The organism is Thermoplasma sp. (assembly GCF_023256435.1).
In the GTDB taxonomy this organism is placed as follows: Archaea; Thermoplasmatota; Thermoplasmata; order Thermoplasmatales; family Thermoplasmataceae; genus Thermoplasma.
On the sequence record NZ_JAGDXM010000058.1, the window covers coordinates 2385 to 25586 of the forward strand.

Sequence of the window (23202 nt, forward strand, 5' to 3'; positions counted from 1 at the left end):
GCTGTCAACCATACAGCTTGACTTCTTCATGCCCGTCAATTTTGGACTCACCTACACGAACAGCGAGGGCAAGGAGGATCGCGTGGTGATGGTGCACAGGGCCATATATGGAAGCTATGAGAGGGTCCTTGCAATTCTGTTGGAACACTATGCAGGAAAACTACCAACCTGGCTGACGCCCATACAGGCCTACGTCATACCCATAAGCGGCAGCTTCGATGACTACGCTAGACATGTCCATGAGGAGCTAATGAAGAACGGTATAAGGAGCGAACTCGACACCTCGCAGGACACCGTCAGCAAGAAGATAAAGCTGATCCATCCATATCGCCCTTCGTATATCGTCGTTGTCGGCGCAAAGGAGAAGGAAAACGAGAGCGTAACCGCCAGGAACCGTGAAGGAAAATCGAAGACCTACGGCCTCTCTGAATTCATAAACATGTTGAAAAAGGAGATAGAGGAGAGAAAGGTGGATCAGGCCTTCTGAGCCTCAGCCACCTTCTGTTTTCCAAAATTCTTTATTGCATCTATCAGCGCCGGTACTGCCTTTCTGTAATCCTCTGTTATTATGTAATCGGATATCTTATTTATCTCAGCATTTGGATCCTTGTTTATGCTGACGATCACCTTGGAGAACTTCATGCCGGCAATGTGCTGTGGTTTGCCGGATATACCCACCGCTATGTACAGATCAGGCCTCACCGCCTGCCCGGTCTGACCCACCTGATGATCCCTCGTTATCCAGCCAAGGTCTACTGGAGGTCTAGATGCTCCCACGGCACCGCCTATGAGATCGGCCAGTTCCTGCAGAAGCTTGAAGCCATCAGGGCCGCCAAGCCCAAGACCGCCCGCCACGACTATCTTGGCTGCGGTCAGATCGGTCGCCTTCTTTGGCACAAACTTCAGTATCTGCTTCCCGAGCATGCTCTTGTCCACTGTGACCTTCTTCTTCACTATCTCGTACTTGTGATCCTTCTCCTTCTCAGCAGGTGTGAATGTGCCTGGCCTGGCTGTTGCCATCTGTGGCCTGTGATTTCTACAGAGTATCTCAGCCAGGGTGCTTTCCCCATATGTTGGACGGTTCGCCAGAAGTGTCCTGTTCTCATCCACATCGAGTACCGTGCAGTCAGCCGTTATTCCTGTCCTCTCTTTCACCGCTATTCTTGATGCAAGGTCCCTGCCGTTCCTGGTTGCTGCCAGCAAAAATATATTGGGTTTGTATTCCGCTATGTAATCGCCTATTATCTGGGCATAGGGCATCGTCCTGTAGTCTGCCAGATCCGGAGATTCAGCAGCCAGAACTATGTCGCAGCCGTATTCGCCCACCTCCTTTGCTATACCGTCAACCTTATCTCCTATAACGATGCATATAAGTTTTTCATTGATCTTCCTTGCAAGCTGCTTGCCTATGCCTATCATCTCTATGGATGATCTCTTTATATCGTCTCCCCTGTGTTCGATGTACACGCCAACATTCTTGTACTCGTCCTTATTTGCAACAGGTATCGCATTTATTAGGCCTACCATCACTTACCACCTACCTTTATGATGTTCTTGGATACGAGATCCGCGATGATCGTATCGATCTGGTCGATCGGCACGGTCTTGTGGAGGTGTTCGGGTTCCTTTATCGCCTTCATGGATCTCACTATGGTTGGCGATCCGCGCAGCCCGACCCAGTCAGGCTTCAGGCCCAGTTCGTTTATACCCCATGATTCCACGCCCTTCCTTATGGCATCGATCTTCTTCCTCAGGCTCTGATGCCTTGGAATGTTGGAGTTCAGCAGAACTGTAATGAGTACCGGTGTATGTACCTTCACTGTCTCATCGCCATCCTCCAGATCCCTCGTGGCTATGACGTACCCATCTTCGTAATCAACCTCCTTGGCGTATGTTATCTGATCTATACCGAGGAATTCGGCGACACCCGGCCCTACATGCCCAGTACTGGAGTCTGTGGTCTCATCTCCACCAAAGATTATATCGACATTTCCTATCTTGGCGATGGTCGCTGCAAGTGTCAGACCCGTAGGATAGGTATCTGCCCCTGCGAAGGCCCTGTCGGTTATGAGTATACCACGATCCGCTCCTCTTGCCATACATTCAATTATGGCGGCGTCGGCCATGGGTGGGCCCATCGATATCACGGTTATGTTCGCACCAACCTTATCCTTTATCCTGAGCGCGAATTCTAGCGCGTTCAGATCAGCGGCATTTACCACATTTCTGGCCTTAGTTCTATTCAGAGTCATCTTCACTGGGTCTATTTCCACCTCGCTGCTGTCAGGAACCTGCTTTATCATAACAACTATGTTCAGCATGCAGCATCACCCATATTTGTATATGACCCCATTGTCTCCCTTGGGGAGCGTCCATTTGACGCTGCCATGAGAGCACGCTATATCGCATGTACCACATTCAACACAGTCTTCGTATTTGAAATTCAGTTTTCCGTTGATCAGCGTATAGCAGTTGGCTGGGCATGCAAAAACGCAAAAATGATCTGGGCAGCCAGCGCATATATCCGGATCGATCGTTATATGTGCATATGATCGGTCCGTCTTGTAGTTAAGCAGAGAGAGTTTTTCCTCAATCTTCATATCAGACACCTCACATCTTCCTCATCATGCGGTATCCGCTCGATATCAGATCCGTATACCTCATGCCGTTGGATTTCACAGCTGCTGTCAGAACCTGCATCAGATGTTTCTTCGGCATACCGCGCTCATCAAACATAGACATCATCACGCTGTCGAGTATCTTGGGCATGGTCTTCTGCGTGAAATCGCTCCATGTGACGTTCTGTATACCGTTGAAGGTGTACAGATCGCTGAGAACATAGCTGTTCCGAAGTTTGGTGACATAGCTGGAGAGCGTCTCTTTGTTTATCTTTGTCTTGTTTTCGAGTATTGTCTCCGCCGCAAGCAGTCCAGACGTTATTGCATAGTTTATGCCCTGAAGGACCATACCATTGCTGAAGGTGAACATGGCTGCGTCTCCTGCCACAAGATAGCCGTTGCCGTAGAGTTCTGGCATGCTGGCGAGGCCGCCTTCAGGAACGAGATGCGCGGCATATTCGTCAGGTATGCCGTCCTTTATCAGGTTCTTTATGAATGGATGTTCCTCAAACTTACCCATAATATCGTATGAATGCGTCATACCATTTGCCCTCAGCCTGTCCAGAGATGCCACTATACCCAGGGATACCGTATCTTTATTTGTATACAGGAAACCGCCAGAAAGCAGGCCGTCTTCAAGGAACCCAAGCACAAATTCTGAAGCGTAACCGCCCTTTGAATCAACATTGAATCTTTCATTTATGACGTTTTCCGGCAGCTTGATAGTTTCCTTTATGCCCAGAGCAACGTCATGATCTGAGAGCTTGGGCCTCAGGCCGGAATTGATGAGTACTCTTGGATTGGCACCCTCAGCCACTATCACGGCATCAGATGTGACCACATCTCCGTCCTGCATCACGCCGATAACCTTTCCATCATCCATAACGAGCTTGTCCACCGTTATGCCAGTAACGAGCATAGCCCCAGCATCCTTCGCCTTCCTGGCCAGCCACTGATCGAACTTTCCCCTGACTATGATCTTTCCTGACTTCTTCTCCATCAGATCCTGAGAACTGTAGCTTATAGCAATCTTCGACCGCTCTGTGAGGAATGCGACCTCCTTTCTCGTGACAAAACGCTCAATGGGAGCACTTCTTTCCCAGTCTGGTACGACCCTCGAAAGTTCATCGCCCCAGAGGACAGCGCCAGATACGTTCTTTGTTCCTGGAGGATCGCCCCTCTCCACCAGAAGTACGTTCATACCACCCTGCGCAAGCTTTATTGCAGCAGAGGATCCTGCCGGACCAGCGCCTATAACTATGACATCAAATTCACTCATTGTTCGAAGATAGCGAATTTATTTATATGTTTTTTGTTTTTTTCTATATTATAAAAGATTTAGGATTACTATTGACGGTTTTCGACGCCGATAGTCTATATTTTTGCTAAGTGTATGAGAAAATATAAATATAAGATCATAAAGTAAAATTCATTGATGATTATGATAATGATTCTAATTTTATATTTATTATTTATTCGATATTCTGTTGGCTCTGAGATATTCAAATAGGCCTCTGAATGCTATGCTCCTGTGCGATATAGCATTTTTACTGCTTGTATCCATCTCGGCAAATGTCCTGTCTGATCCATCTGGTATGAATATGGGATCATATCCAAATCCATTGGATCCCATTATGGACGTCGATATCTTTCCCATAACCTTGCCTGTGAACTGCATGATGCTGTGCCCTTCGTTAAGGGAGACCACAGTGAGAAAATAGGCTGATCTGTTTGTTACGCCCTCAAGGAGCTTCAATATGCCCTCGTTTCCGATGGTAGAAGAAACGTAGCTTGAGTATGGCCCGGGGAATCCCTTCAGATATTCTATGAAGAGACCAGAATCATCTATGAAGTATGGTGGATCCACCTTTCCGGAAAGCTTCTTGCAGCTGTCGTATGAGATCCTTTCAGTGCTGTCATCCTGGATCTCTTCATACTTCATCTGGACCCATTCTATATCGATACCATGGCGTGACGCCAGATCCCTGGCCTCCTCGAACTTGTGCCTATTGCTCGTCACAAATTTATACATATCTATGCCTCCTCCTTATGGCACTTACATTTTCAATGACCTTTAATGCATCCTTGAAACTTGACCCGTATGCCCTCATTGCTGGATCAAGCACCTTAGCGGGATCTAACCCAAGGCCTTTGATGGAATCCTCCAGCGTGTATATGTCAACGGCCATATCCTCTATCTCCGCGTCGACCTTGCCCATGCTCGGATCGATGAGGTATACGCCATCGCCGATCAATATATTGTTCACGGTCAAGTCTCCATGTGCAAGTCGAGCTGAATGCATCCTGCCTATCATTACTCCAAGATCTTGCATGAAGCTAACATCTCCCGTGATTAGTCGATCTGACATCTTGGATCCTTCAATCCTCTGCATCGTCATGGACATTCCAAATGGATCAAAATCGTATACGATCGGAACCTTCACGCCGGCCTCCTTCAGCTTTCTCAGCAACGTAAATTCATTGCGCATCCTCTCATACCGTATCCTTCTGTCAATATCCGGATTCCTGTACCGCTTAGCAACGCGTATCTTCCTTATGGCTGGCCTTCCGTAGAATCCCACCGCATCTATTCTTGATTCTGCGCCTGCCATTCCGTACTCTTTCCGTCTCCTGTCCTCTATCCACGGCACATCAACCTCATCGATCCTGAAACGAGGATTGACTGCGGTATCATCAATCGACATGCGGACCCCTGATTTATACATTAAAAGCGCGGCCTGCGCTATCATTATGCCGTTGTCCATGCAGTATTCCCTGTCCGTAAGATAGGCCTTGACCCCAACGTCACCGGCCATCTGCATCACCATCTCACGCAGTCTCCTGTTGAGCGCAACTCCGCCAGCCATCAGTATTTCATCCTTTCCAGAAACGTAGAGAGCCCTCTCAAGGACCTCTACAAGCATAGCGAAAGCAGTTTCCTGTATGCTGTAACTTATATCTTCGATCCTCTCATCAGAATGGAGATGATGGAGAGCCGCCGTGAGAATACCGGAGAATGACGTATCCATCCCCTTCACCGAATACGGGAGTTCAAGGAGCTTCCGGCCGTTTGAAGCCAGCTTCTCTATCTCCGGCCCACCAGGAAAAGGAATACCGGCCTCTCTGGCAAATTTATCCAGCATGTTTCCTATCCCTATATCTAGCGTTTCACCGAGAACGCGGTATCTTCCCCTGACGTGGGCTATCACCTGCGTATTACCGCCAGAGACGTAAAGCATAACGGGATCTCTGGCTCCGGTTAAGCGCCTGCCGATCTCTATATGACCAAGCGGATGATTAACGCCGATGATCGGCTTGCCTGCAAGCAGTGCTATGGATCTTGCTGCAGTGGCCGTCACCCTGAGCGAGGGGGCTAGCCCTGGACCCATGGAAAAACCTACAAGGTCTATGTCATTGATTGAAATTTTCGCCTTTTCAAGCGCCCTGCGTATGACAGAATCGATAACCTCTGCGTGGTGGACGGCCGCATCCAGAGGCCTGATACCTCCTGTTCTGGGCTTATACATGGAGGATTCCATTGAGAGTATCCTGTTCTCATCGAGAATACCGCAGCTTATTGTATGGGCGGTGCCCTCCAGGCCAAGAACTATCACACCGAGTTATGAAAGCTTGACATTTAAAGATTCGTTATGATAGCGTGTGGAGACGATAAACCCAAAACGCTTTTTCCGGATCTTTACCATTGAAAATTTATGCACAATGCTTTGCGTCTATCAATGAAACCGCTACCTCATTTGAAAACCCAAATGATCGGCCAGGCAGGGTTCACATGGGCTGTTTCTATGGATAAACAGTTGAATCATCACATTTTTAAAGGGCATTGATATTAACCGACTGGTGAATCATGGCTAATTCATTGGCAATCATTGCTGATCCCAAGACCGGTAAAACGTATAAAAAAGAGATACCGGCTGAAAGGATGGGGTCGCTTGTGGGTAGAAAGATAGGCGACGAGATAGATGGCGTATTCTTCGACATGGTTGGATACAAGCTTGTGGTGACGGGTGGAAGCTCAATTGACGGTTTCCCGATGAGATCCGATCTTCAAACACAGGGTAAGAAGCAGATACTGGTATCCTACAGGAAGGGGTACAGGGGAAAGAACGGAATAAGGAAGCGGATAACCGTCAGAGGTTCTATAATTGGATCGGATATCTCACAGATAAATCTGAAGATCGTTCAGTACGGGCCAACGCCCCTAGAGGAGAAGAAAGATGATCAGCAAGCTTAAGATGCCTCAGCCCTCTGTGAATATAGGGATGGTCGGTCATGTTGACCACGGAAAGAGTACATTGACGCTGGCTCTGACGGGAACAAAGACCGATACACACTCCGAGGAGATAAAGAGAGGCATCTCGATAAAGCTTGGATATGCAGATACGCCGATCTACAGATGCTATGACGCATCTGGAAACGTACACTACTCAAGAGAGAAGGGTGAAAACTGCGAGCTGGAGCGCGTCATATCTATAGTGGATGCGCCTGGGCATGAAACGCTCATGGCCACAATGCTCTCCGGATCTGCCCTCATGAATGGCGCCTTGCTGGTGATAGCGGCAAACGAACATTGCCCGCAGCCTCAGACAAGGGAACATATGACGGCCCTTGAAATAATGGGAATAAAGAATCTTATAATTGTCCAGAACAAGATAGATCTTGTTACCAGAGAGAGGGCCGTCGAAAGCTATAAGGAAATCAAGAACTTTGTCAAGGGGAGCATAGCAGAAAATGCTCCGATAATTCCTGTGAGCGCCTATCACAGCACGAATATAGATGCACTCTTTGAGGCTATAGAGAAATATATACCATCACCAGAATTCAATGAGAATGATGACCCGATAATGTACATAGCCAGATCCTTCGATATAAACAGACCCGGTACGCCCGTTAGCGATCTGAAGGGCGGTGTCATAGGAGGATCGCTCACACAGGGTGAATTCGCCGTTGGAGATGAGATAGAGATAGCACCTGGCATCCAGACGACAAAGGGAAACAAAACGGTATGGAACAACGTGACAACAGAGATCGTAAGCCTGATGGCCGGGAAATACTCCTACGATAGGATAAGGCCCGGTGGACTGGCCGCTGTAGGCACGAAGCTCGATCCATTCCTGACGAAGGGCGATGCCTTTACGGGCAGAATTGCCGGCCATGTTGGTAAGGTACCTCCTGTTGCATTTTCAATGAGGCTTGAGGCCCACCTGCTGAAGAGGGTTGTCGGATCGGATCAGGAGCTTAACGTTGAGCCCATAAAGCCCAAGGAAACGCTCATGTTCACAGTGGCGACAGCTAACACTGTGGGCATCGTGAATGCAATGAAGGGCAGTGAGATCGAAGTCTCGCTAAAGTATCCGGTTGCTGCCTTCAACGGCATGCGTGTTGCAATAGGCAGGCGCGTGATGAACAGATGGCGCCTGATCGGTTATGGCATAATTCAATCTCTTGAATGATGCCATGGGCATTTACAGAAAGATTTACGATGATCTTTTTCGCATATACGGCGACCTGGGATGGTGGCCAGCGGATTCTAGGGATGAGGTTGTCATAGGTGCCATTCTGACACAGAATACCTCTTGGAACAACGTGGAAAAGGCCATCTCAAGGTTGAAGGAAAATGGCCTAATCACACTTGAAGACATATCAAGATGCGACAGACAGAAGCTTGCTGAGATCATAAGGCCGGCAGGATTCTATAACCAGAAGGCCGATCGCCTGATATCTATATCCAGATCCGTCGTGGACCGATTTGGAACGATAGAAAATATAAAGGATCTTCAAACGGCGATATCATTCTTTTCTGGTTTGAAGGGCATCGGACAGGAGACCCTGGATTCCATTCTGCTCTACGCTCTTGATTTCCCTGTTTTCGTGATCGATAAGTACACGAAGAGGTTCGTTGAGAGATGCTACGGGATAACCGGAGAAAATGTCAAAAGAGACGTGGAGGAGGAAATAAAGGACGTGCACCGCCTCAAAAATCTGCATGCGATGATAGTGCAGATATCAAAGGATCACTGCAAAAAAATGCCTGAATGTGAAGGATGTCCTTTAAATAACAGATGCATATATTTTCTGCATGGAAAACAACAGGGCGCTTTCATGCATGATAAAGACCGATGACGGCGAAATATGTATAGATCCAGCAGAACCCGTTCTACATATAATAGGGAAGAAATATGCCATACTTGTTCTGTCCGTACTCGGTAACGATAATACAAGGAAAAATTTCAATGATATGAAGAAGGCGATACCTGGAATAAGCAGTGCCATGCTCTCGGCGAGACTTCATGATATGATGGCCGCTGGACTGATAGAAAGATATGACGGAGATATTGTGACTTACGATCTTACGGATCGCGGGCGTGAGCTCAGAAAGAGGTTATTGCCCATATTCGAATACTTCGCTGATCGATGAGTGTGAATTCCGACTACGGATCCAATGGCGATGCCAGAGAAAAAATATTAAGCGTGAAACAAATTACGAAGCTGCGGGGTTGTAGCTTAGACAGGCTATAGCACTCGGCTGATAACCGAGAGGTCACCGGTTCGAATCCGGTCAACCCCATTTCTCAATCTTAGGTCATTATTTTCCATCCAGCCTGCATTTCTTGCATAGTTCTTCTTCCTATACTAGATCTGCAGGCTTATCGATAGCATCTTTCATCATCTACCATGATGTGCGGTGACTGTCTGATCAAAGGTCACGTTGAAGCTGGTGAGATCTGCTGATATGGCCGATGGCGTAGCTTCTGGCTGGCCTGCCTGATTTACCATGATTATCTCCGTCGGCGAGAAGTATCCCATGGGCTCATAGTTACCAGATACAGTCGCGTAGTTTGTCAGCGATATATGCGTGGAATCATAACCAAATTCCGCAACGCCGAAATCTGCGAGGGGCAAAATACCTGAGGTGGACGCTGGGGCCTCAACGATCCATTCAGCAGAATCGTCCAATGCATTGCTTACGGTCGCATGACCTGTGAATGTACCGATGATCTGACCGCCAGAGGTCTCAACCATTATGTAAGTTGTGAAGCTGCCATATCCGTTATAGGTGACGTTGGCATATACGTAATCACCCGCTGATGCGCTGAAGCTGGCATAAACGGGGGCCGCAGGATAGAACTCGTACCATACCTTGTACACCGTCTTTGAATTATGACCGAATCCACTGGGCTCCGCCAGTATGCCGGTCTGTTCCACAGTGTTGTCGTTGTAGCCGTCTATGCCTACCCAGAAAGCGGCATAAGAATTACCGGACGTATCGGTATTCGGTATGATCATGGACATGCTTACATTATGAACGGAATAGTCGCTGCTGGTAATGACGTATCCAGCCCAGTTCTCTGAGCTGGTTGTGGATGCCCTAATGAGGTTATGCTCAAAGACCGGTATAGAGCCACTCGCTGATACAGCCAGAATTGGAACGAACGACAGAACAATCGCTGCTGAAACGATAAATACAAGCGTTTTTCTATTAAGCATAAATGATATAATCATAACTATTAATAAATTTTTCTAAAATATGGTTCATACAATCATGCTTAATGGAACACGATGGGTTAAGAAAGAACAATAAGGTTCAAGGGCCACCGATGATCGCATAAGATACGGTGTTGGATCAGACAGAAATAAGATATCAGGCATCAGCAGGACGCGTATTTATCTAAAAATCTATCATCTCTATTCCCAGCCAGTCATAGCGTCACTTTTAAATTCTAAAACATGCTAATGCCATGAATGGCTGAAGTTCGCATACCTCTGCATCTCATAGACGACGTTGTGAATAGGTTAAGGATTGCGGACAGCATAGACACTGTCCGTGAAATAGTAAGGAATCTTCGCATGGAAATTGATGCGAAGGATGCAGACTGCGAAACGATTTCTGTTGATGAAGACGCCTTCAATCAGATTCTTGATAAGATAAATGATTCCAGGACAACTGAACGCGCACAGCATTACGCGGATGAGATCTACAGGATGATATTCAAGCCAAGAAAACTCCCCTACAGCGATATCGATCTGTCGAGATGGAGAGAATACGGAGACGTTATGACGGATAGCCTTTGGATATTCAGGGATAGGGACTACCGCGGATCAAAGCTCGGATGGTACTGGGGAAATTTTGTACCCCAGATCCCAAGGCAGATGATGATGCGATACACCAAGAGAAGTGAATGGGTGATCGATCCCTTCAGCGGAAGCGGAACCACGCTTATAGAAGCTAAGAAAATGGGAAGAAATGCGATCGGCATAGAGATAAACCCTGACGTAAGCATCCGGTCGCAGGAGATCTTAGGTCGAATGCATGGAGAAGGAATAACGAGGGTTTACACTGGAGATTCCATGTCCACGGACATAAAGGGCATAATGGCCGAGAATGGCATAGATGCATTTTCCCTAGCGATTCTGCATCCTCCCTACCATGATATAATCAAATTCTCGGACAATCCTGAGGATCTATCGAATGCACGCACAATAAGAGAGTTCCTTGACATGCTCATAAGAGTGGTGAGGAATGTCAGCAGAAACCTCGCTGAGGGAAGGTTCATGGCCATGGTCATAGGCGACAAGTACAGAAAGGGCGAGTGGATACCTCTCGGTTTCTATTCTATGCAGGCAGTGCTGGATAACGGATTCATATTGAAGAGCACCATCGTGAAGAATTTTGAATTCACCAGGGGCAAGGCTGGTTCCGAGGCACTGTGGCGATACAGGGCCCTATCGGGCGGCTTCTACGTGTTCAAGCATGAATACATATTCGTATTTCAGAAGATCTAATTCCTGTCGTCGCATTTAAGTACTTGCATTCGCCTGGCCGTCTCGAAGATCTCGCGCCCAAGATCCGTCAGATCGTAGCATTTGTCTATTATGCCCATACGAAGAAGGGCTGCACATGCATCTGGCCTGCTCTTTCTCTCCTTCCTGCTGCACAGCAATTCAAGCTCCTCCTGCTTCAGCCATCTGACGTACAGCTTTGGCGTTATCTCCTTCAAAACCGCCTCAGCTTTCTTGTTTATCTGATAATAGGTGTGATGTTTGTGCACCTCTGCACTCTTCTTAAGCTTCGCCTCTGTTCGCTTAATTGATGTATTTGTGTAATAATCCAGCAGGCCCATATCTTTGAGGCGCTTTAGATATTCTCGGACGCGCATCTGAGGGATCTCTGTGTATCTTGTTATGTTCTTGGCATAATCAACATGTGCCACCGTGAAGTGCCTGAGCACGCGCAGCATGTCGTAATCGTTGATCAGATCCATTATCTCCTTCTCGTATTCCATCATTCCACTTCAATCGATGGAATAGAAGATGTCGCCGCCGTTCTTTATGTGGTTGTATATCGCGTTTCCTATCTCAGTGCTCAGCTTGATTCTCACTATACCTTTTGACGATGACAGTGCCTGCAAAATTGGAACTTCGCCAAGGTATATGCGTACATGCTTGTTAGGATGGCCAACATCGATGTATATTATCTTGTTCTTTATCTCCACGCCGGCCTTCTGCCTTTCAGAGGATGAACCTGATTCTTCAACGTCGATCTTTATGCCGAGCTTTTTCTCTATCTCTGTTATATTCTTCCCGCTTCGGCCTATAAGCTTTGGTATAAATTTTGGATCCACACGTACTATGGCTCGGCTATCGCCTACCATCTTAACCTCCACATCATCGCTCCTTATTACGCGTTTTATGTAATCTTCTATGCGATCGACGGCAAGCTTTGAAATGGAGGATTCCTTCCTTTCCTTGATCGGAACCACCACGATCTGCTCACCAAAGCTGTATATCTCATATAGATCCTTGCCCGTTATCAGATCCGATACAACTATTACCGGCCTGGCCAGGTCTTCCTGGGTCATTCCATAGGGTATCTTGACCGTATACTGCGTGCTGAGCACCTGCGCAACCTGTCCGTTGTTTATGTAAATGATGGTATCAATTATCTGCGGTATAAGGCCTAGTTCTATCCTTCCTATGAATCTCTGAAGGGCGTCTATGGCACGCGTCGCATGAACCACGCCGACCATTCCAACGCCTGCAAGCCGCAGATCAGCATATACCTTGAAATCGTTGGTGACGCGCATCTCATCAAATATCGTGTAATCCGGGCGGACCAACAGCAGTATGTCCCCAGTCATCTCCATAGATCCCTCAAGTTCAGTATACTGCGTGATCTCCTTTGAGACGTCAAGATCCCTTGGTCTCTCCATGGTCTTGACTATCTTTCCACGCGCATTGAAAAATTCTGCAAGCGCCTGAACAAATGTGCTTTTGCCCGCTCCTGGAGATCCTGCAACCAGGATACCGCTGGCTGAGCTCTCCAGCCTCTCCTTTATCTTGTCATCGAGTTCGTAGTAATCTATGCCGAGCTTCACAACCGGCCTCACAGCTGTTATCTCAAGATCGTCTGAGAATGGCGGTCTGGTTATAACAATTCTTATATTTTTCAGCTGGACAACAGTAGCGCCTTGCGCATCCATCTCTATGAAGGAATCGGCCTCAAGCTTCCCACGTTTCACTATGTTGCTGGCTATGTTCTCCAGATCGGATCTGTTGAGTATATAGTCAAGTCTGCGGTATTTTATGCTTCCAGGCTTTCCATCCTTCAGGACGGGATTCGTGCCAGCCTTCAGATGCACACTCATTGTTGTATCTTCAAAGAACTCCTCTATGTTCTTGACTATCTTCTCAGGTGGCTGCAGGTACTCCACATTTATTCCCTTTATTATGGCCACGTCCCTCTGTATATTGTCGCCTGTGACCAGTATTGCATCATATTGCAGCGCAACGCTCCTGATCATCTCATCGATCTCACCGCTCTTGGCCCTTTTTATCTGCCATTCCCTCGGTCTCTCCCCAACTATCTCTATGCTTATCTTACCTTCCCTCTCAAGAGACCTGAGCTTCTTGAGCTCCTCAAGAGCAGCAAAACCTATGGAACGCCCCTCGTTTGCCTGATGCTCAACCTCGGAGAGCATCGCCTCAGGGAGCAGTACATTTGCGTCCTCCTTGCCTTGTATGTACTGAGTAAACCGACCATCAACTATGACCGAAGTATCTGGAACGTAATTCACATTGCTACATTATAGGTAACTATTTAACTATGTCCATAATTGTTCGATGTGGAATACGAAGACGCCATTTCGCTATTGCGAGATATACTGAGAGAAAATATTCCGGGGCATGGATCGCTTGCATTTTCTGGTGGTCTGGACAGTACTCTGCTGATGCATCTCTCTGGATATAACTTGAATCCATATACCGTGGGTTTCAGAGATTCACATGATATAAAAAGATCTGAGGAGGTGTCAAATATCCTTGGTTTCAGGCTGCATGAGATATACCTGGACGATGTCAAGCTCGAAGATCATGTTGAGATCCTGAAGAACATAGACGGGAGCATAACAAGATCGGAGATCGGTTATGAGCTTGTGCTCTCTGTAGTTCTCTCCTCTACCGATGATGATGCGATCGTTACAGGACAGGGTGCTGATGAACTCTTCTATGGATATAGAAGGACTATAGAATCTGGTAGCAACGAGGATCAGTGGAGGAAACTCATTGATAGAACACTTCCAAGGGAAAAGAAAATTGCGGAATACTACGGCAAAGAGATATTTACGCCATACCTCAATGAGGATATAGTTAGAATTGCCATGTCCTTCGATTCGTCGTACCACATCAGAGACGGACAGGGCAAAGCGATGATAAGGGACGCTGCACGATCTTCTGGACTACCGGAGCAGATATATGGCTACAAAAAGAAAGCTGCACAGTACGGGTCTGGCATCGATAGATATCTAAAAAGGGTCAATTATTTCTCCAAATTGATCTAAACGACGACGAAATAATGTGGGCTACTCTCAGCTGAAGCTTCGGATCTTCCTCTCATCGGAAGGACGTCTCCCTGTATGGGTATATCCCTACAGGTATGATGTTGTGATCTCCACAGGCGCAAATTTGAATCGCACCGATAGTACTCAAGCATCCAGCCACTTGGTTAACGTGGAGGATACATAAGAATGTGGTAAGACTATTTACAAATATTTCCGTTTGAGAAGATCCGTGTGCCTCATCACTGGAGATCTTGGTTTTACGGGTTCGATCAAGCCCGTAGCTTTTCGATAATCAATCAACTTGCCTCGGCAGCCAGAAATGTGTATGACGATTGAGATGAAAGATTGGATCCATTCACAACGGTTGTGGCATAGATGTCCACAACATAGGAATGACTGTAACCAGGATTCGTTATATTGAAGTATAGATAGTTGTCAGAGAGATGAGAAGGTATCACAGCCGGAGTCTGACCGGATCCCGATTCATATTCAGTCACCTTATATGAGGTTATACCGGAATAGGCAAACATATAGACTCTAAATCCCACAGCGGAAACTCCGTATGGTATATAGTATTCACCGTTCTTCTGTAATGACGTAGTCCAGACCCCGCTGCTGTACATCTGCAGATTTGCTATCTCTGGTCCGGAAACGTGGTTAAGAGGCGGATTTAACACCAATATCCAGAAGACCAGCCATGTCAACAGAAATTCTCCGACGAGCAGTATACGATGGCTTGTCTTCTTTGAGACCTGAACACCGAGCCCCTTCATTATGTATTCCGAAAAGAGAAGCACGACTAGTATAAGTATAAGAGAAAGATACCAGTAGCCCAAAAGCTGCATATAGCCCGAGATAGTACCTACTATGGCCCCTATTACGAATATAACTACTATTGACTTTGCCCTCTCCTTTTCATCGAAGAGGAATTTACGTTCGTCAAACTCGGGTATTTTAACCAGGGGCTCCTCATTATCCTTCGGCATTCAGCCCCTCTATTTTAACTCTATTAATGAATTTAACGATTTAACGGGGTCTTGGGATTTAACCACACCGCTCGCAACCAGTATACCGTTTGCTCCTAGATCAATGGATCGCCTTACATCCTCCCCCGTTTTTATGCCGGCGCCAACCAAAACAGATGTTCTCGTGCTTTCATACATCTTGACGATTTCTCCAATTATCTCTGGCTTTGCGGATGATACAGATATATTTCCTCCTATGAGTTCCTTTGGTTCATAGGCTATGAAATCAGGCTCAAATTTTTTGAAGTACAGCGCTTCATCAGCATTTTCAACACAGAGTACAATCTTGAAATCTAAATGTTTCGCTCTCTCAAGCGTTTGCTGTATGGTTTCCCTAGGCAGTCGTCTCTCAGAATGATTCAAAAGTGAACCATCTATACCGATATCGATCAACAGTTCCATGGGTATATGCCCCGTGAAAGCACCATATGGATCTGGATCTACGTGCTGAGAGAAGAATCTAAAGCGACCGTATGATGAAGCCTGAAACATGTCCACCAGTGAAGGGGCAAATACAAGATCAAACCCGCTGGTATTCATCTGGAATTTATCCAAAAATTGACGGAAATTATTGCCCGTCGCCTCCTTATATGTCTTGAGATTGACAATAGCCGTAAACATACCGGTTAATCATTTCATTATATAATACTCCATTCGAGAAACCCACAATGCATCCTATTGATTTCGATATCCATGATTATTATAGATGATGACGCCAATGCCCTTCACCATATCTTAAAATGGGTGATCTCTCAAGCCCTTACATACGGCGCCTGAGGTACATTGGGCTGCTCCTCGCCGAAAATTTGGACCTTCCTGATTCAAGGACACGACAGATATCATCATGGCTCAGGTATCCCGCTAGAGGCTTTACCACAGGCGTATGCTCGGATTTTACCGTTCTTACTCAATTATCCTGACACCTGATCATAACGTATTTTACGTAAAAATAGAAAAATAATTTGTAGATATTTCCATTGAGTAAGTTGATGTATCTACAGCATGAAAATAGAGTTTTACTGTTTCTCATAAATCCCTAATTTTCTTTACCTTTCAAAAACCTAAATTGTGAAGATTTATGAAGACAATGATGGCCCTCAAGATCAATCCTCACCCTCAAGGTAATAGAATTCGCCGATCATTGCCTTTACCTCCTGATCGGGGAGCGTGAATTTCCTCACCTTGATGTCGCTCTCAAGAAGCATTAGCTCCGCAAGTTCGTCTGGATACCCCTCAGCATACACTATCTCCTTTATCTGTGCGTTCATTATCATCTTGGAACATACCACGCATGGATGGGTTGTTACGTATATGGTGGAGTCCTTTATACTCACACCATGCACCGCGGCCTGTATGATCGCGTTCTGCTCGGCGTGCAGTCCGCGGCATAGTTCATGCCTTTCACCCGAGGGTACTTTTAAGTCCTCACGTATACAACCAACAACATCGCAGTGGGCAGTACCGCTCGGTGGCCCATTGTAACCTGTGGCGAGTACGTTCTTGTCCTTGACTATAACCGCCCCAACCTTCCTCCTGATGCAGTTTGTCCTGGAGGCGGCCAGATAGGCCATGCGCATAAAGTACTCGTCCCATGTTGGTCTTCTTATAGTTTCCACACTTTGTTAGCCAAATGCAGGATATAAATATTGTTGAAAATCGAAGATCATTTCATAGCTTTTAGGTACGGCTTTCAGCCCTAACGCGTGTGGAAGTGCCTCCATTGATCATTTCTCCACTGAGATGGGTTATTGCCGATCTGGTCACGCGATCTATGAGGTTAATCATCATGGGCGAATCGTTGGGCATCTTGACCCTTGTATAGATCTTACCTCTTGCCTCCAGCGCCTTTCTGAATTCATAATCAAGATCGTAAAGTATCTCCAGATGGTCGTAGAGGAATGATATCGGTATTACAGTGACATTCTTCTCCTCTATCTTATCGATGAGGCTGTATATGCTAGGCCCAAGCCAGCCTTCATGTCCCCCTTGGAATCCAAAATCAGAATGACTTATTCCCAGTATCTGTGATATCTTATATGTGGAATAGCGGAGCCAGAAGAGATAATCCTCCTCTCTCTGAGCGTTTGGAAGACTGTGGGCGTCAAAGATGTGAAATGTTTTACTACCTGTGCATTCGGATATTATGTTAGCCCACATGGGTTGGAATAGATCGTTGTTGGCCAGGCCATTGACAAATTCCATTCTGGCAGATATGTTATAACGTTTGAATGCTGCAAGGAGGGGATTAAGATATGAATCTCTCACGCTCTCTGAATAAAATGAGAACAGTGGCATAGCCACAACATTGTCATATCCGGCCAGATTACCGGCAATCTCCTCTATGGAGGGGTTCCAGTGCTTGTAAGCCAACAGAACATCTATCTCACCGCCAAACCTATCCTGCAGCTTCTTGCCTATGCTCTCAATTATCCTGTTGGATGGCGATCTGCCGCCGAACATCTCATACTTTTTCAGATTTTCCTCTCTTATAGCCTCTGGAACCTGCTTGCCGTTGAATATATTCTTGAGGTATTCGTCAACGTCTTCAATTCTCTCTGGGCTTCCGTAGGAAAGCAAAAGAAGAGCAGATTTCATATATTCACGCTGTGGATGTATTCAACTAACCGTTTAAGCTTTTCCGGATCGGTGCTTGGCAGCAACCCATGTCCGGTGTTGAATATGTATCGGATCCTTCCATGTACAGAGTCGATTATCCTCTTCGCCTCTTTTAAGGAATAGTCGTAATTGACTATTGCAGGATCAAGATTACCCTGAATGCCTATATCCTCAGAGATGGATGATGAGATCTTACCTATATCTACGCGCCAGTCCAAGGAATAGAAATCTGAGGCAATGCCCATATCGGTTATGTACGATGACGTCATGGTGCTGAAGTATATTGTAGGCACACTTCCTGATATCTCCTGCATTATTTCCATGATGTAAGGCTTCACATATTCCTCATATTCTCGCGGTGACAGATATCCAGCCCAGCTGTCAAACAGCTGGAAGGCATCTATGCCTGATCTGATCTGCATTCTGGCAAAATCTATGACCATGTCCGTCAATCGCCTCATTGCTGTTCTGTAGATCTGGTTCTCAGCCAGCATCAGCTTTTTCACCTTGAAGAGGTCCCTGTCCACCCCGTATGAGACTATGTAGGATAGCAGGGTTATCGGGCCACCGGCAAAGCCTATCAGGGGTTCCCTATATCTATCCTTGTACCTTGATATAGCGACCATAACCGGATGATCGAAGGAAGACGCGTCGAATTCCCCAATCGCTGAAATGCCTGAACTTTCGAGATTGTTCTCCACGACCGGCCCAACGGAATCAAGAAACTTAACCCTGAGACCCATGCCAGCGAGAGGCGTTGTTATGTCGGAGAATATTATTGCAGCATCCACTCCGATAACTTCAACCGGATCATGCGTGATTTCCACTATTATATCAGGCGATGACATCATTTCCTGTATGCCCATTTTCTCCCTGTACCTCATGTAGGATGGGAGATAGCGTCCGGCCTGCCTCATGAACCAGACAGGTATCCTCTCATGGCTGTGGCCCTTTAGCGAACTCATGAATGGGTCCATATTGCACTACCTTTGCCAGAAGGCAAAATTCACCATTTCTGTCCGGTTATTCGTTCGTACATGGTTCTGTAAAGATCTGAAACCTTCTTGGCCATATCATCTGGAAGTGGCGGGATATCAGGTTCGGGAAGGCCCCTGGATCTGGCGTCGTAAAGCCTGTCATGATATCCTGTAGATCTATAGTACTGTCTGACCATCTCCTTGCTCAGCTCTACAATTTTACCAGCATCATAATCCTTCTTTTCCCAGAAACGATCTTCGTCAGCTGTGCCAAATGTGTCCACTATCACTATCTCGCGTTTTGGTCCCAGCGCGATCTCCTTCTTTCCGTCGGCATGTATCAGACCGCGCTTACCAACCTCAGAATCCATCATCTCATCTATGCTCAGAACGGTTTCCTGAATCTCTTCGTATTCCTCTCTGGTCAGGCCTGAAATTTTAAGCGCTTCATCCATATCAAGCAACCTGTCGGTCTTTTCTCTCTTTGTGGTGACCTCGAACAGAGGCGATGGTAGCTTCTCTCCATACTCTGGAAAATGGTTAAATCCAATATCCTCCGGCTTCGTGCTTCCCGCCTTGAGCCGATCGTACAGAGATCCAGCAACGTAATGCCTTGTGATGAATTCAAGGGGTATGACGTAGTTAGAGGAGCTTGGGCCTACCTTGTCTGGAACATCGTACTTGTGCACACGCATTGTCCTCCTGTCAACCATCTCGATGAAGTGATTCTTTATGCCATGATCACCGATATATCTGAACCAGAATGATGATGTCCGGCACAGCGATTCGCCTTTATTTTCTATCTCCGTGGGTATTATCTTGTCGAAGACTGAGATTCTGTTGGAAAATCTAAAGATAAGAGTGTCTCCATCGTCGTAAACATCCTTAACCTTTCCACTTGTGATGAACTTCATACGCAAGTATTGTAACTTAATATAAATTGATGCACATGCGATCGATGAAATTACTGCCCGATTAAGAATGCGGATCTGCAAACAATTTGCAATAGATTTGCATATAATTTTGAAAAATGCCCTAATATTCCCTTTTCATCTTTTAAAACATGAAACCTACAACGGTTGGAATTATAGTTGCGGTGGTTTTGATCGTTGTATTCGCCGGAGCATTCGGCTACGTGGATTATATGAATGCAAAGACGAATGCAAATTATCAGAACGCCGTTAACACAGCAAATGGGTTCAAGCCAAACGCAGTACTCGGCGATGCCTTTGAGCACTGGGATTACATAGCGATAGAGAACACCACACTAGTTGCAAGTCAGTATCTGCCAAACGCAACGCTCACATGGATAGGCGGTCCACTGAGCGGGACATACAAGGGTATTTCCAGCATAAATAATACCTGGAACAAGTTTTTCAGCCTCTGGTCAGCAGTATGGCTGTACACGGTGAATCCGCCGGTAACCTCAGTATCTGGCAACACGGCACAGGTGACCGCTCCTGTACAGTTTGTCGTGACGCCCTATGGAGTGAACAACACGGTGGAATACATAAACGTCTCTTATACACTGGACTTCCTGAAATCTGGAACGTCATTCTACATATACAACGAGGTCTGGCACATAACAGGCACCGGTGTTATAGCCCATATCCCGCAGCAAGTACTGACTCAGGAGGTTGAAGCTTCAGCTTTTGAACACTGGGACTACATAGCGATAGAGAACAGCAGCCTGCTGTCTCCTGAATACGCATCGAATGCCACCCTTGACTGGATTGGCGGCCCACTCACCGGAACCTACAGCGGTGTATCCAGCATAATATCTACCTGGGACAAGTTCTTCAACCTATGGTCAGCCGTCTGGTTCTACACAATATCTCCGCCATCGGTCAGCGTCATGGGCAGGACTGCCACGGTGACGTCTGAGAACCAGTTCATATTGACACCAACGACGGCAAACAATACGGTTGAATACCTGAACATAAGCTATTCGATCACATACTATCGCGTATCTGGAACATACCTGATAACACACGAAGTATGGCACATAGTCGGTACTGGCTACATCTCAACCAATCAGATGGCCGATGAATACAACCAAGTGGAGGCTCTGGCCTTCAGCCACTGGAACAATATAGCCATAGAAAACCTGACTCTGGTCATGGAACAGTACGCACCAAACGCAGTTTTGCACTGGGTTAACAGCACATTAAACGGAACCTATACTGGCTACAGCGAAATCAATGCCACCTGGAACAAATTCTTCACCGCCTGGATTGCGGTATGGTTCTATTCAGAGGAGCCACCCATGATCACGGTGAAGGGCGATATGGCTTATGTGAACGCGACTGTACAGTTCGTTGTACAGAAGAACTCCACAACCTTTGATTACATAAATGTGTCGTATCAGATAGTCTATCAGAACATGGGATTCAACGTGAAGACTGGCCAGTTCCAGTACCAGATTGTCAACGAAGTCTTCAACGTACTTGGAGGTTCACCGAAACCGCTGTCAGATCTATGAAATCATTAATTTTTTATATTTTTTAATATATGGTGATATGTAATGGGAATATTCTGGCTTACAAATATAATGATCGTGCTTGTGGAAGCCGTTTTTTTAGTCATAATACTGTATTTTTATATAGGTGTGATGAGAAGGGCCGGTGGCAAATTCGTAGCGCCCATGATCGCGTTCTCATCGCTTTTTTTGATGCAATCCATACTCTCAGCATACTTCTATTATGATTTCTCACACTTTGCTGGGTACAGAATAGCTGTTCCGCTGATAGCGGTGAATGGGGTGGGCCTAGCATCGTTCATCATGCTGTTCCTATCGATCAAACAGTGATTCAGAGTTCAGATCCGTGATCATGGATATAAAATCTGCACCCACCAGACTGAATTCAAAATATAATCCATAGAATCTGGGATCCGTACTACACTCCCTGAGGATGGATCAGGCTTCTATTCAGCTATATTTTGCCAAACAGCTACTTTAATTGAAATCTACACCAAGGACGTTCTTCGGCGTTTGCCGTTTCAATCTCTACCAATATATAAACAACATTTAAATATCGCCAGCGGATCAATTATCAGCTGGGTGCTATCGAGTAGAAACGGCCTGGCTGGGTGTGTTCATGCTTGCCGGATATATTGAGGTTGCAGTGGGAATCATTGCAGCCGCGATATCTCTTCTTATTGATCCAAATGATTTCAGAGTGAAGTACGCCGTTTCACTCGCAGTTGTCCCCGTGCTGGTTCTTGTCTTCAACGGATACGTGGCCGTACCAATATACGTATTTTCCATTATAACTGGAACATATCTGTACACAAAGAAATTTTATTATCCATTCATGTTTCTCTTCGCCTCTACGCTTCTGTCTTATATTTTCTTTGGGGATGGAAGCCAGTGGAGAGCCATTGACGCGGCAATAAGCACCGGTATGATAGTGGTTATGGTATTTGATTCAAGAGAGAGAAATTTTATCAAGACGAACGACACCACCAGGGGTTTGGATAGGATCAAGGAGATGAGGCGTGACTACGTTCAGATACTAGCAGGCGCGGTCATCATAGGCCTTCTGTATTTTTATGGTGTGGATCTGTCCAGGATACTGGTCACGTTCGGTTCCTTAATTCTATACGTCATCGGTAATTTCTTCTCCGCTCGACCAGATCTTATGGTAGGGAGGTTTCTCCAGGATCTGGAAAGAAGTCATACAAAGCTGGGTATAGGTTCAATGTGGTTCGCCTCAGGCATCATGTTGGCCTACAGCATGCACGATGGCCTGTATCTGATAATGCTAATAGTGTTCATAATATCCGTGGGCGATTCGGTTGCAACCATAATCGGTGTTAACGTTAAAAGCCCTAAGCTTGCCATTAATAGAAAGAAAAGCGTTGCTGGAACCCTTTCATTGTTCGTCGTTTCTGCATTATTCGGATTCTTCGTGCTGGGCTATATCGGAATAGGATATGCCGCAATAGGATCGATCGTCGAAGCCGCCTCACGATACCCACTGGATGACAATATGACCGTACCATTCGCCATATCACTCGTTGCATCAGCTATAAAAATGATCTGACGCATCAAAATGTGAGCTACTCCTAAGCTAAAGCATCGGATCTTCCTTTCATCGAAGAGACATCT

At 46.2% G+C, this 23202-nt stretch carries 25 protein-coding genes and 1 tRNA gene; 11 read left to right on the plus strand and 15 right to left on the minus strand.

All coding sequences use genetic code 11. The features are described 5' to 3' along the window. On the plus strand, positions 1-487 hold a 487-nt coding region (locus Q0C15_RS07720; RefSeq protein WP_297218063.1), incomplete at its 5' end, for a His/Gly/Thr/Pro-type tRNA ligase C-terminal domain-containing protein. Here Q0C15_RS07720 and Q0C15_RS07725 read toward each other — a convergent pair. The 6 genes from Q0C15_RS07725 to Q0C15_RS07750 form a co-directional block, all read right to left on the minus strand. Continuing rightward, the gene (locus tag Q0C15_RS07725; protein ID WP_110640327.1) at positions 475-1527 is read right to left on the minus strand and encodes an electron transfer flavoprotein subunit alpha/FixB family protein; all 1053 of its coding nucleotides are present in this window, start codon (positions 1525-1527) and stop codon (positions 475-477) included. The two genes, Q0C15_RS07720 and Q0C15_RS07725, sit on opposite strands and share 13 nt — an antisense overlap. Beyond that, the gene (locus tag Q0C15_RS07730) at positions 1527-2321 is read right to left on the minus strand and encodes an electron transfer flavoprotein subunit beta/FixA family protein (RefSeq protein ID WP_237265224.1); all 795 of its coding nucleotides are present in this window, start codon (positions 2319-2321) and stop codon (positions 1527-1529) included. Before Q0C15_RS07730 ends, Q0C15_RS07725 begins: the two co-directional genes overlap by 1 nt. A 6-nt stretch (positions 2322-2327) precedes the next feature. Then, positions 2328-2600, minus strand: coding sequence for a ferredoxin family protein (locus Q0C15_RS07735; protein ID WP_010900756.1), 273 nt, complete (start codon positions 2598-2600; stop codon positions 2328-2330). A gap of 10 nt (positions 2601-2610) precedes the next feature. Then, a complete protein-coding gene (locus Q0C15_RS07740) occupies positions 2611-3897 on the minus strand; it encodes an FAD-dependent oxidoreductase (protein WP_110640326.1) in 1287 nt (428 codons plus the stop codon). A gap of 189 nt (positions 3898-4086) precedes the next feature. Then, on the minus strand, positions 4087-4650 hold the full coding sequence (locus Q0C15_RS07745) for an XTP/dITP diphosphatase (protein ID WP_297218069.1): 564 nt from the start codon (positions 4648-4650) through the stop codon (positions 4087-4089). Continuing rightward, positions 4643-6232: a bifunctional N(6)-L-threonylcarbamoyladenine synthase/serine/threonine protein kinase gene (locus tag Q0C15_RS07750; RefSeq protein ID WP_297218071.1), complete on the minus strand. Its 1590-nt coding sequence runs from the start codon at positions 6230-6232 to the stop codon at positions 4643-4645. Before Q0C15_RS07750 ends, Q0C15_RS07745 begins: the two co-directional genes overlap by 8 nt. A 251-nt stretch (positions 6233-6483) precedes the next feature. Between Q0C15_RS07750 and Q0C15_RS07755 the strand changes: the two genes are divergently transcribed. The 5 genes from Q0C15_RS07755 (at position 6484) to Q0C15_RS07775 (ending at position 9204) form a co-directional block, all read left to right on the plus strand. Then, positions 6484-6870, plus strand: a complete 387-nt coding sequence (locus Q0C15_RS07755) for a 30S ribosomal protein S6e (protein WP_110640323.1) — start codon at positions 6484-6486, stop codon at positions 6868-6870. Then, a complete protein-coding gene (gene eif2g / locus Q0C15_RS07760; protein WP_297218075.1) occupies positions 6854-8089 on the plus strand; it encodes a translation initiation factor IF-2 subunit gamma in 1236 nt (411 codons plus the stop codon). Before Q0C15_RS07755 ends, eif2g begins: the two co-directional genes overlap by 17 nt. Before the next feature lie 4 nt (positions 8090-8093). Further along, entirely contained in the window at positions 8094-8759 is a 666-nt protein-coding gene (locus Q0C15_RS07765; protein ID WP_297218078.1) for an endonuclease III domain-containing protein, read from the plus strand. Next, positions 8716-9054 carry a helix-turn-helix domain-containing protein gene (locus Q0C15_RS07770; RefSeq protein ID WP_297218081.1) on the plus strand — a complete coding sequence of 113 codons (339 nt, stop codon included), beginning with the start codon at positions 8716-8718 and terminating at the stop codon, positions 9052-9054. The genes Q0C15_RS07765 and Q0C15_RS07770 overlap by 44 nt, the downstream gene beginning before the upstream one ends. 75 nt (positions 9055-9129) lie before the next feature. After that, positions 9130-9204: transfer RNA gene (locus Q0C15_RS07775), tRNA-Ile, on the plus strand. Positions 9205-9302: 98 nt separating this feature from the next. On the opposite strand, the gene Q0C15_RS07780 is transcribed toward Q0C15_RS07775, so the two are convergent. Beyond that, entirely contained in the window at positions 9303-10124 is an 822-nt protein-coding gene (locus Q0C15_RS07780) for a G1 family glutamic endopeptidase (protein ID WP_297218084.1), read from the minus strand. 255 nt (positions 10125-10379) lie between these two features. Here Q0C15_RS07780 and Q0C15_RS07785 point away from each other — a divergent pair, with 255 nt between their 5' ends. After that, on the plus strand, positions 10380-11420 hold the full coding sequence (locus Q0C15_RS07785; protein WP_297218087.1) for a DNA methyltransferase: 1041 nt from the start codon (positions 10380-10382) through the stop codon (positions 11418-11420). On the opposite strand, the gene Q0C15_RS07790 is transcribed toward Q0C15_RS07785, so the two are convergent. Together Q0C15_RS07790 and Q0C15_RS07795 are read right to left on the minus strand one after the other, a co-directional pair. Beyond that, the gene (locus Q0C15_RS07790) at positions 11417-11920 is read right to left on the minus strand and encodes a DUF2250 domain-containing protein (protein ID WP_297218089.1); all 504 of its coding nucleotides are present in this window, start codon (positions 11918-11920) and stop codon (positions 11417-11419) included. The genes Q0C15_RS07785 and Q0C15_RS07790 overlap by 4 nt on opposite strands. Before the next feature lie 9 nt (positions 11921-11929). Continuing rightward, positions 11930-13711: an ATPase, T2SS/T4P/T4SS family gene (locus tag Q0C15_RS07795; RefSeq protein ID WP_297218093.1), complete on the minus strand. Its 1782-nt coding sequence runs from the start codon at positions 13709-13711 to the stop codon at positions 11930-11932. Between the two features lie 48 nt (positions 13712-13759). Here Q0C15_RS07795 and Q0C15_RS07800 point away from each other — a divergent pair, with 48 nt between their 5' ends. Then, the gene (locus Q0C15_RS07800) at positions 13760-14473 is read left to right on the plus strand and encodes an asparagine synthase-related protein (RefSeq protein WP_297218096.1); all 714 of its coding nucleotides are present in this window, start codon (positions 13760-13762) and stop codon (positions 14471-14473) included. 296 nt (positions 14474-14769) lie between these two features. On the opposite strand, the gene Q0C15_RS07805 is transcribed toward Q0C15_RS07800, so the two are convergent. The 6 genes from Q0C15_RS07805 to purC form a co-directional block, all read right to left on the minus strand. Then, the gene (locus Q0C15_RS07805) at positions 14770-15459 is read right to left on the minus strand and encodes a hypothetical protein (RefSeq protein ID WP_297218099.1); all 690 of its coding nucleotides are present in this window, start codon (positions 15457-15459) and stop codon (positions 14770-14772) included. 9 nt (positions 15460-15468) lie between these two features. Continuing rightward, the gene (locus Q0C15_RS07810; protein WP_297218102.1) at positions 15469-16119 is read right to left on the minus strand and encodes a triose-phosphate isomerase; all 651 of its coding nucleotides are present in this window, start codon (positions 16117-16119) and stop codon (positions 15469-15471) included. Between the two features lie 482 nt (positions 16120-16601). Further along, positions 16602-17114 carry a cytidine/deoxycytidylate deaminase family protein gene (locus Q0C15_RS07815; RefSeq protein WP_297218104.1) on the minus strand — a complete coding sequence of 171 codons (513 nt, stop codon included), beginning with the start codon at positions 17112-17114 and terminating at the stop codon, positions 16602-16604. A 61-nt stretch (positions 17115-17175) separates the two neighbouring features. Then, positions 17176-18093, minus strand: coding sequence for a ferrochelatase (locus Q0C15_RS07820; protein ID WP_297218107.1), 918 nt, complete (start codon positions 18091-18093; stop codon positions 17176-17178). After that, positions 18090-19091 (minus strand): uroporphyrinogen decarboxylase, encoded by a 1002-nt coding sequence (gene hemE, locus Q0C15_RS07825; RefSeq protein ID WP_110640309.1) that lies wholly within the window; start codon positions 19089-19091, stop codon positions 18090-18092. The genes Q0C15_RS07820 and hemE overlap by 4 nt, the downstream gene beginning before the upstream one ends. A 29-nt stretch (positions 19092-19120) precedes the next feature. Next, positions 19121-20005, minus strand: a complete 885-nt coding sequence (purC, locus tag Q0C15_RS07830; RefSeq protein ID WP_297218112.1) for a phosphoribosylaminoimidazolesuccinocarboxamide synthase — start codon at positions 20003-20005, stop codon at positions 19121-19123. A 149-nt stretch (positions 20006-20154) separates the two neighbouring features. Here purC and Q0C15_RS07835 point away from each other — a divergent pair, with 149 nt between their 5' ends. The 3 genes from Q0C15_RS07835 (at position 20155) to Q0C15_RS07845 (ending at position 23137) form a co-directional block, all read left to right on the plus strand. Beyond that, the gene (locus Q0C15_RS07835) at positions 20155-21573 is read left to right on the plus strand and encodes a hypothetical protein (RefSeq protein ID WP_297218114.1); all 1419 of its coding nucleotides are present in this window, start codon (positions 20155-20157) and stop codon (positions 21571-21573) included. 42 nt (positions 21574-21615) lie between these two features. Further along, complete coding sequence (locus Q0C15_RS07840) at positions 21616-21900, plus strand: hypothetical protein (RefSeq protein WP_110640306.1); 285 nt, start codon at positions 21616-21618, stop codon at positions 21898-21900. A 289-nt stretch (positions 21901-22189) separates the two neighbouring features. Continuing rightward, complete coding sequence (locus Q0C15_RS07845; protein ID WP_297218119.1) at positions 22190-23137, plus strand: diacylglycerol/polyprenol kinase family protein; 948 nt, start codon at positions 22190-22192, stop codon at positions 23135-23137. The last annotated feature ends 65 nt before the right edge of the window (positions 23138-23202 follow it).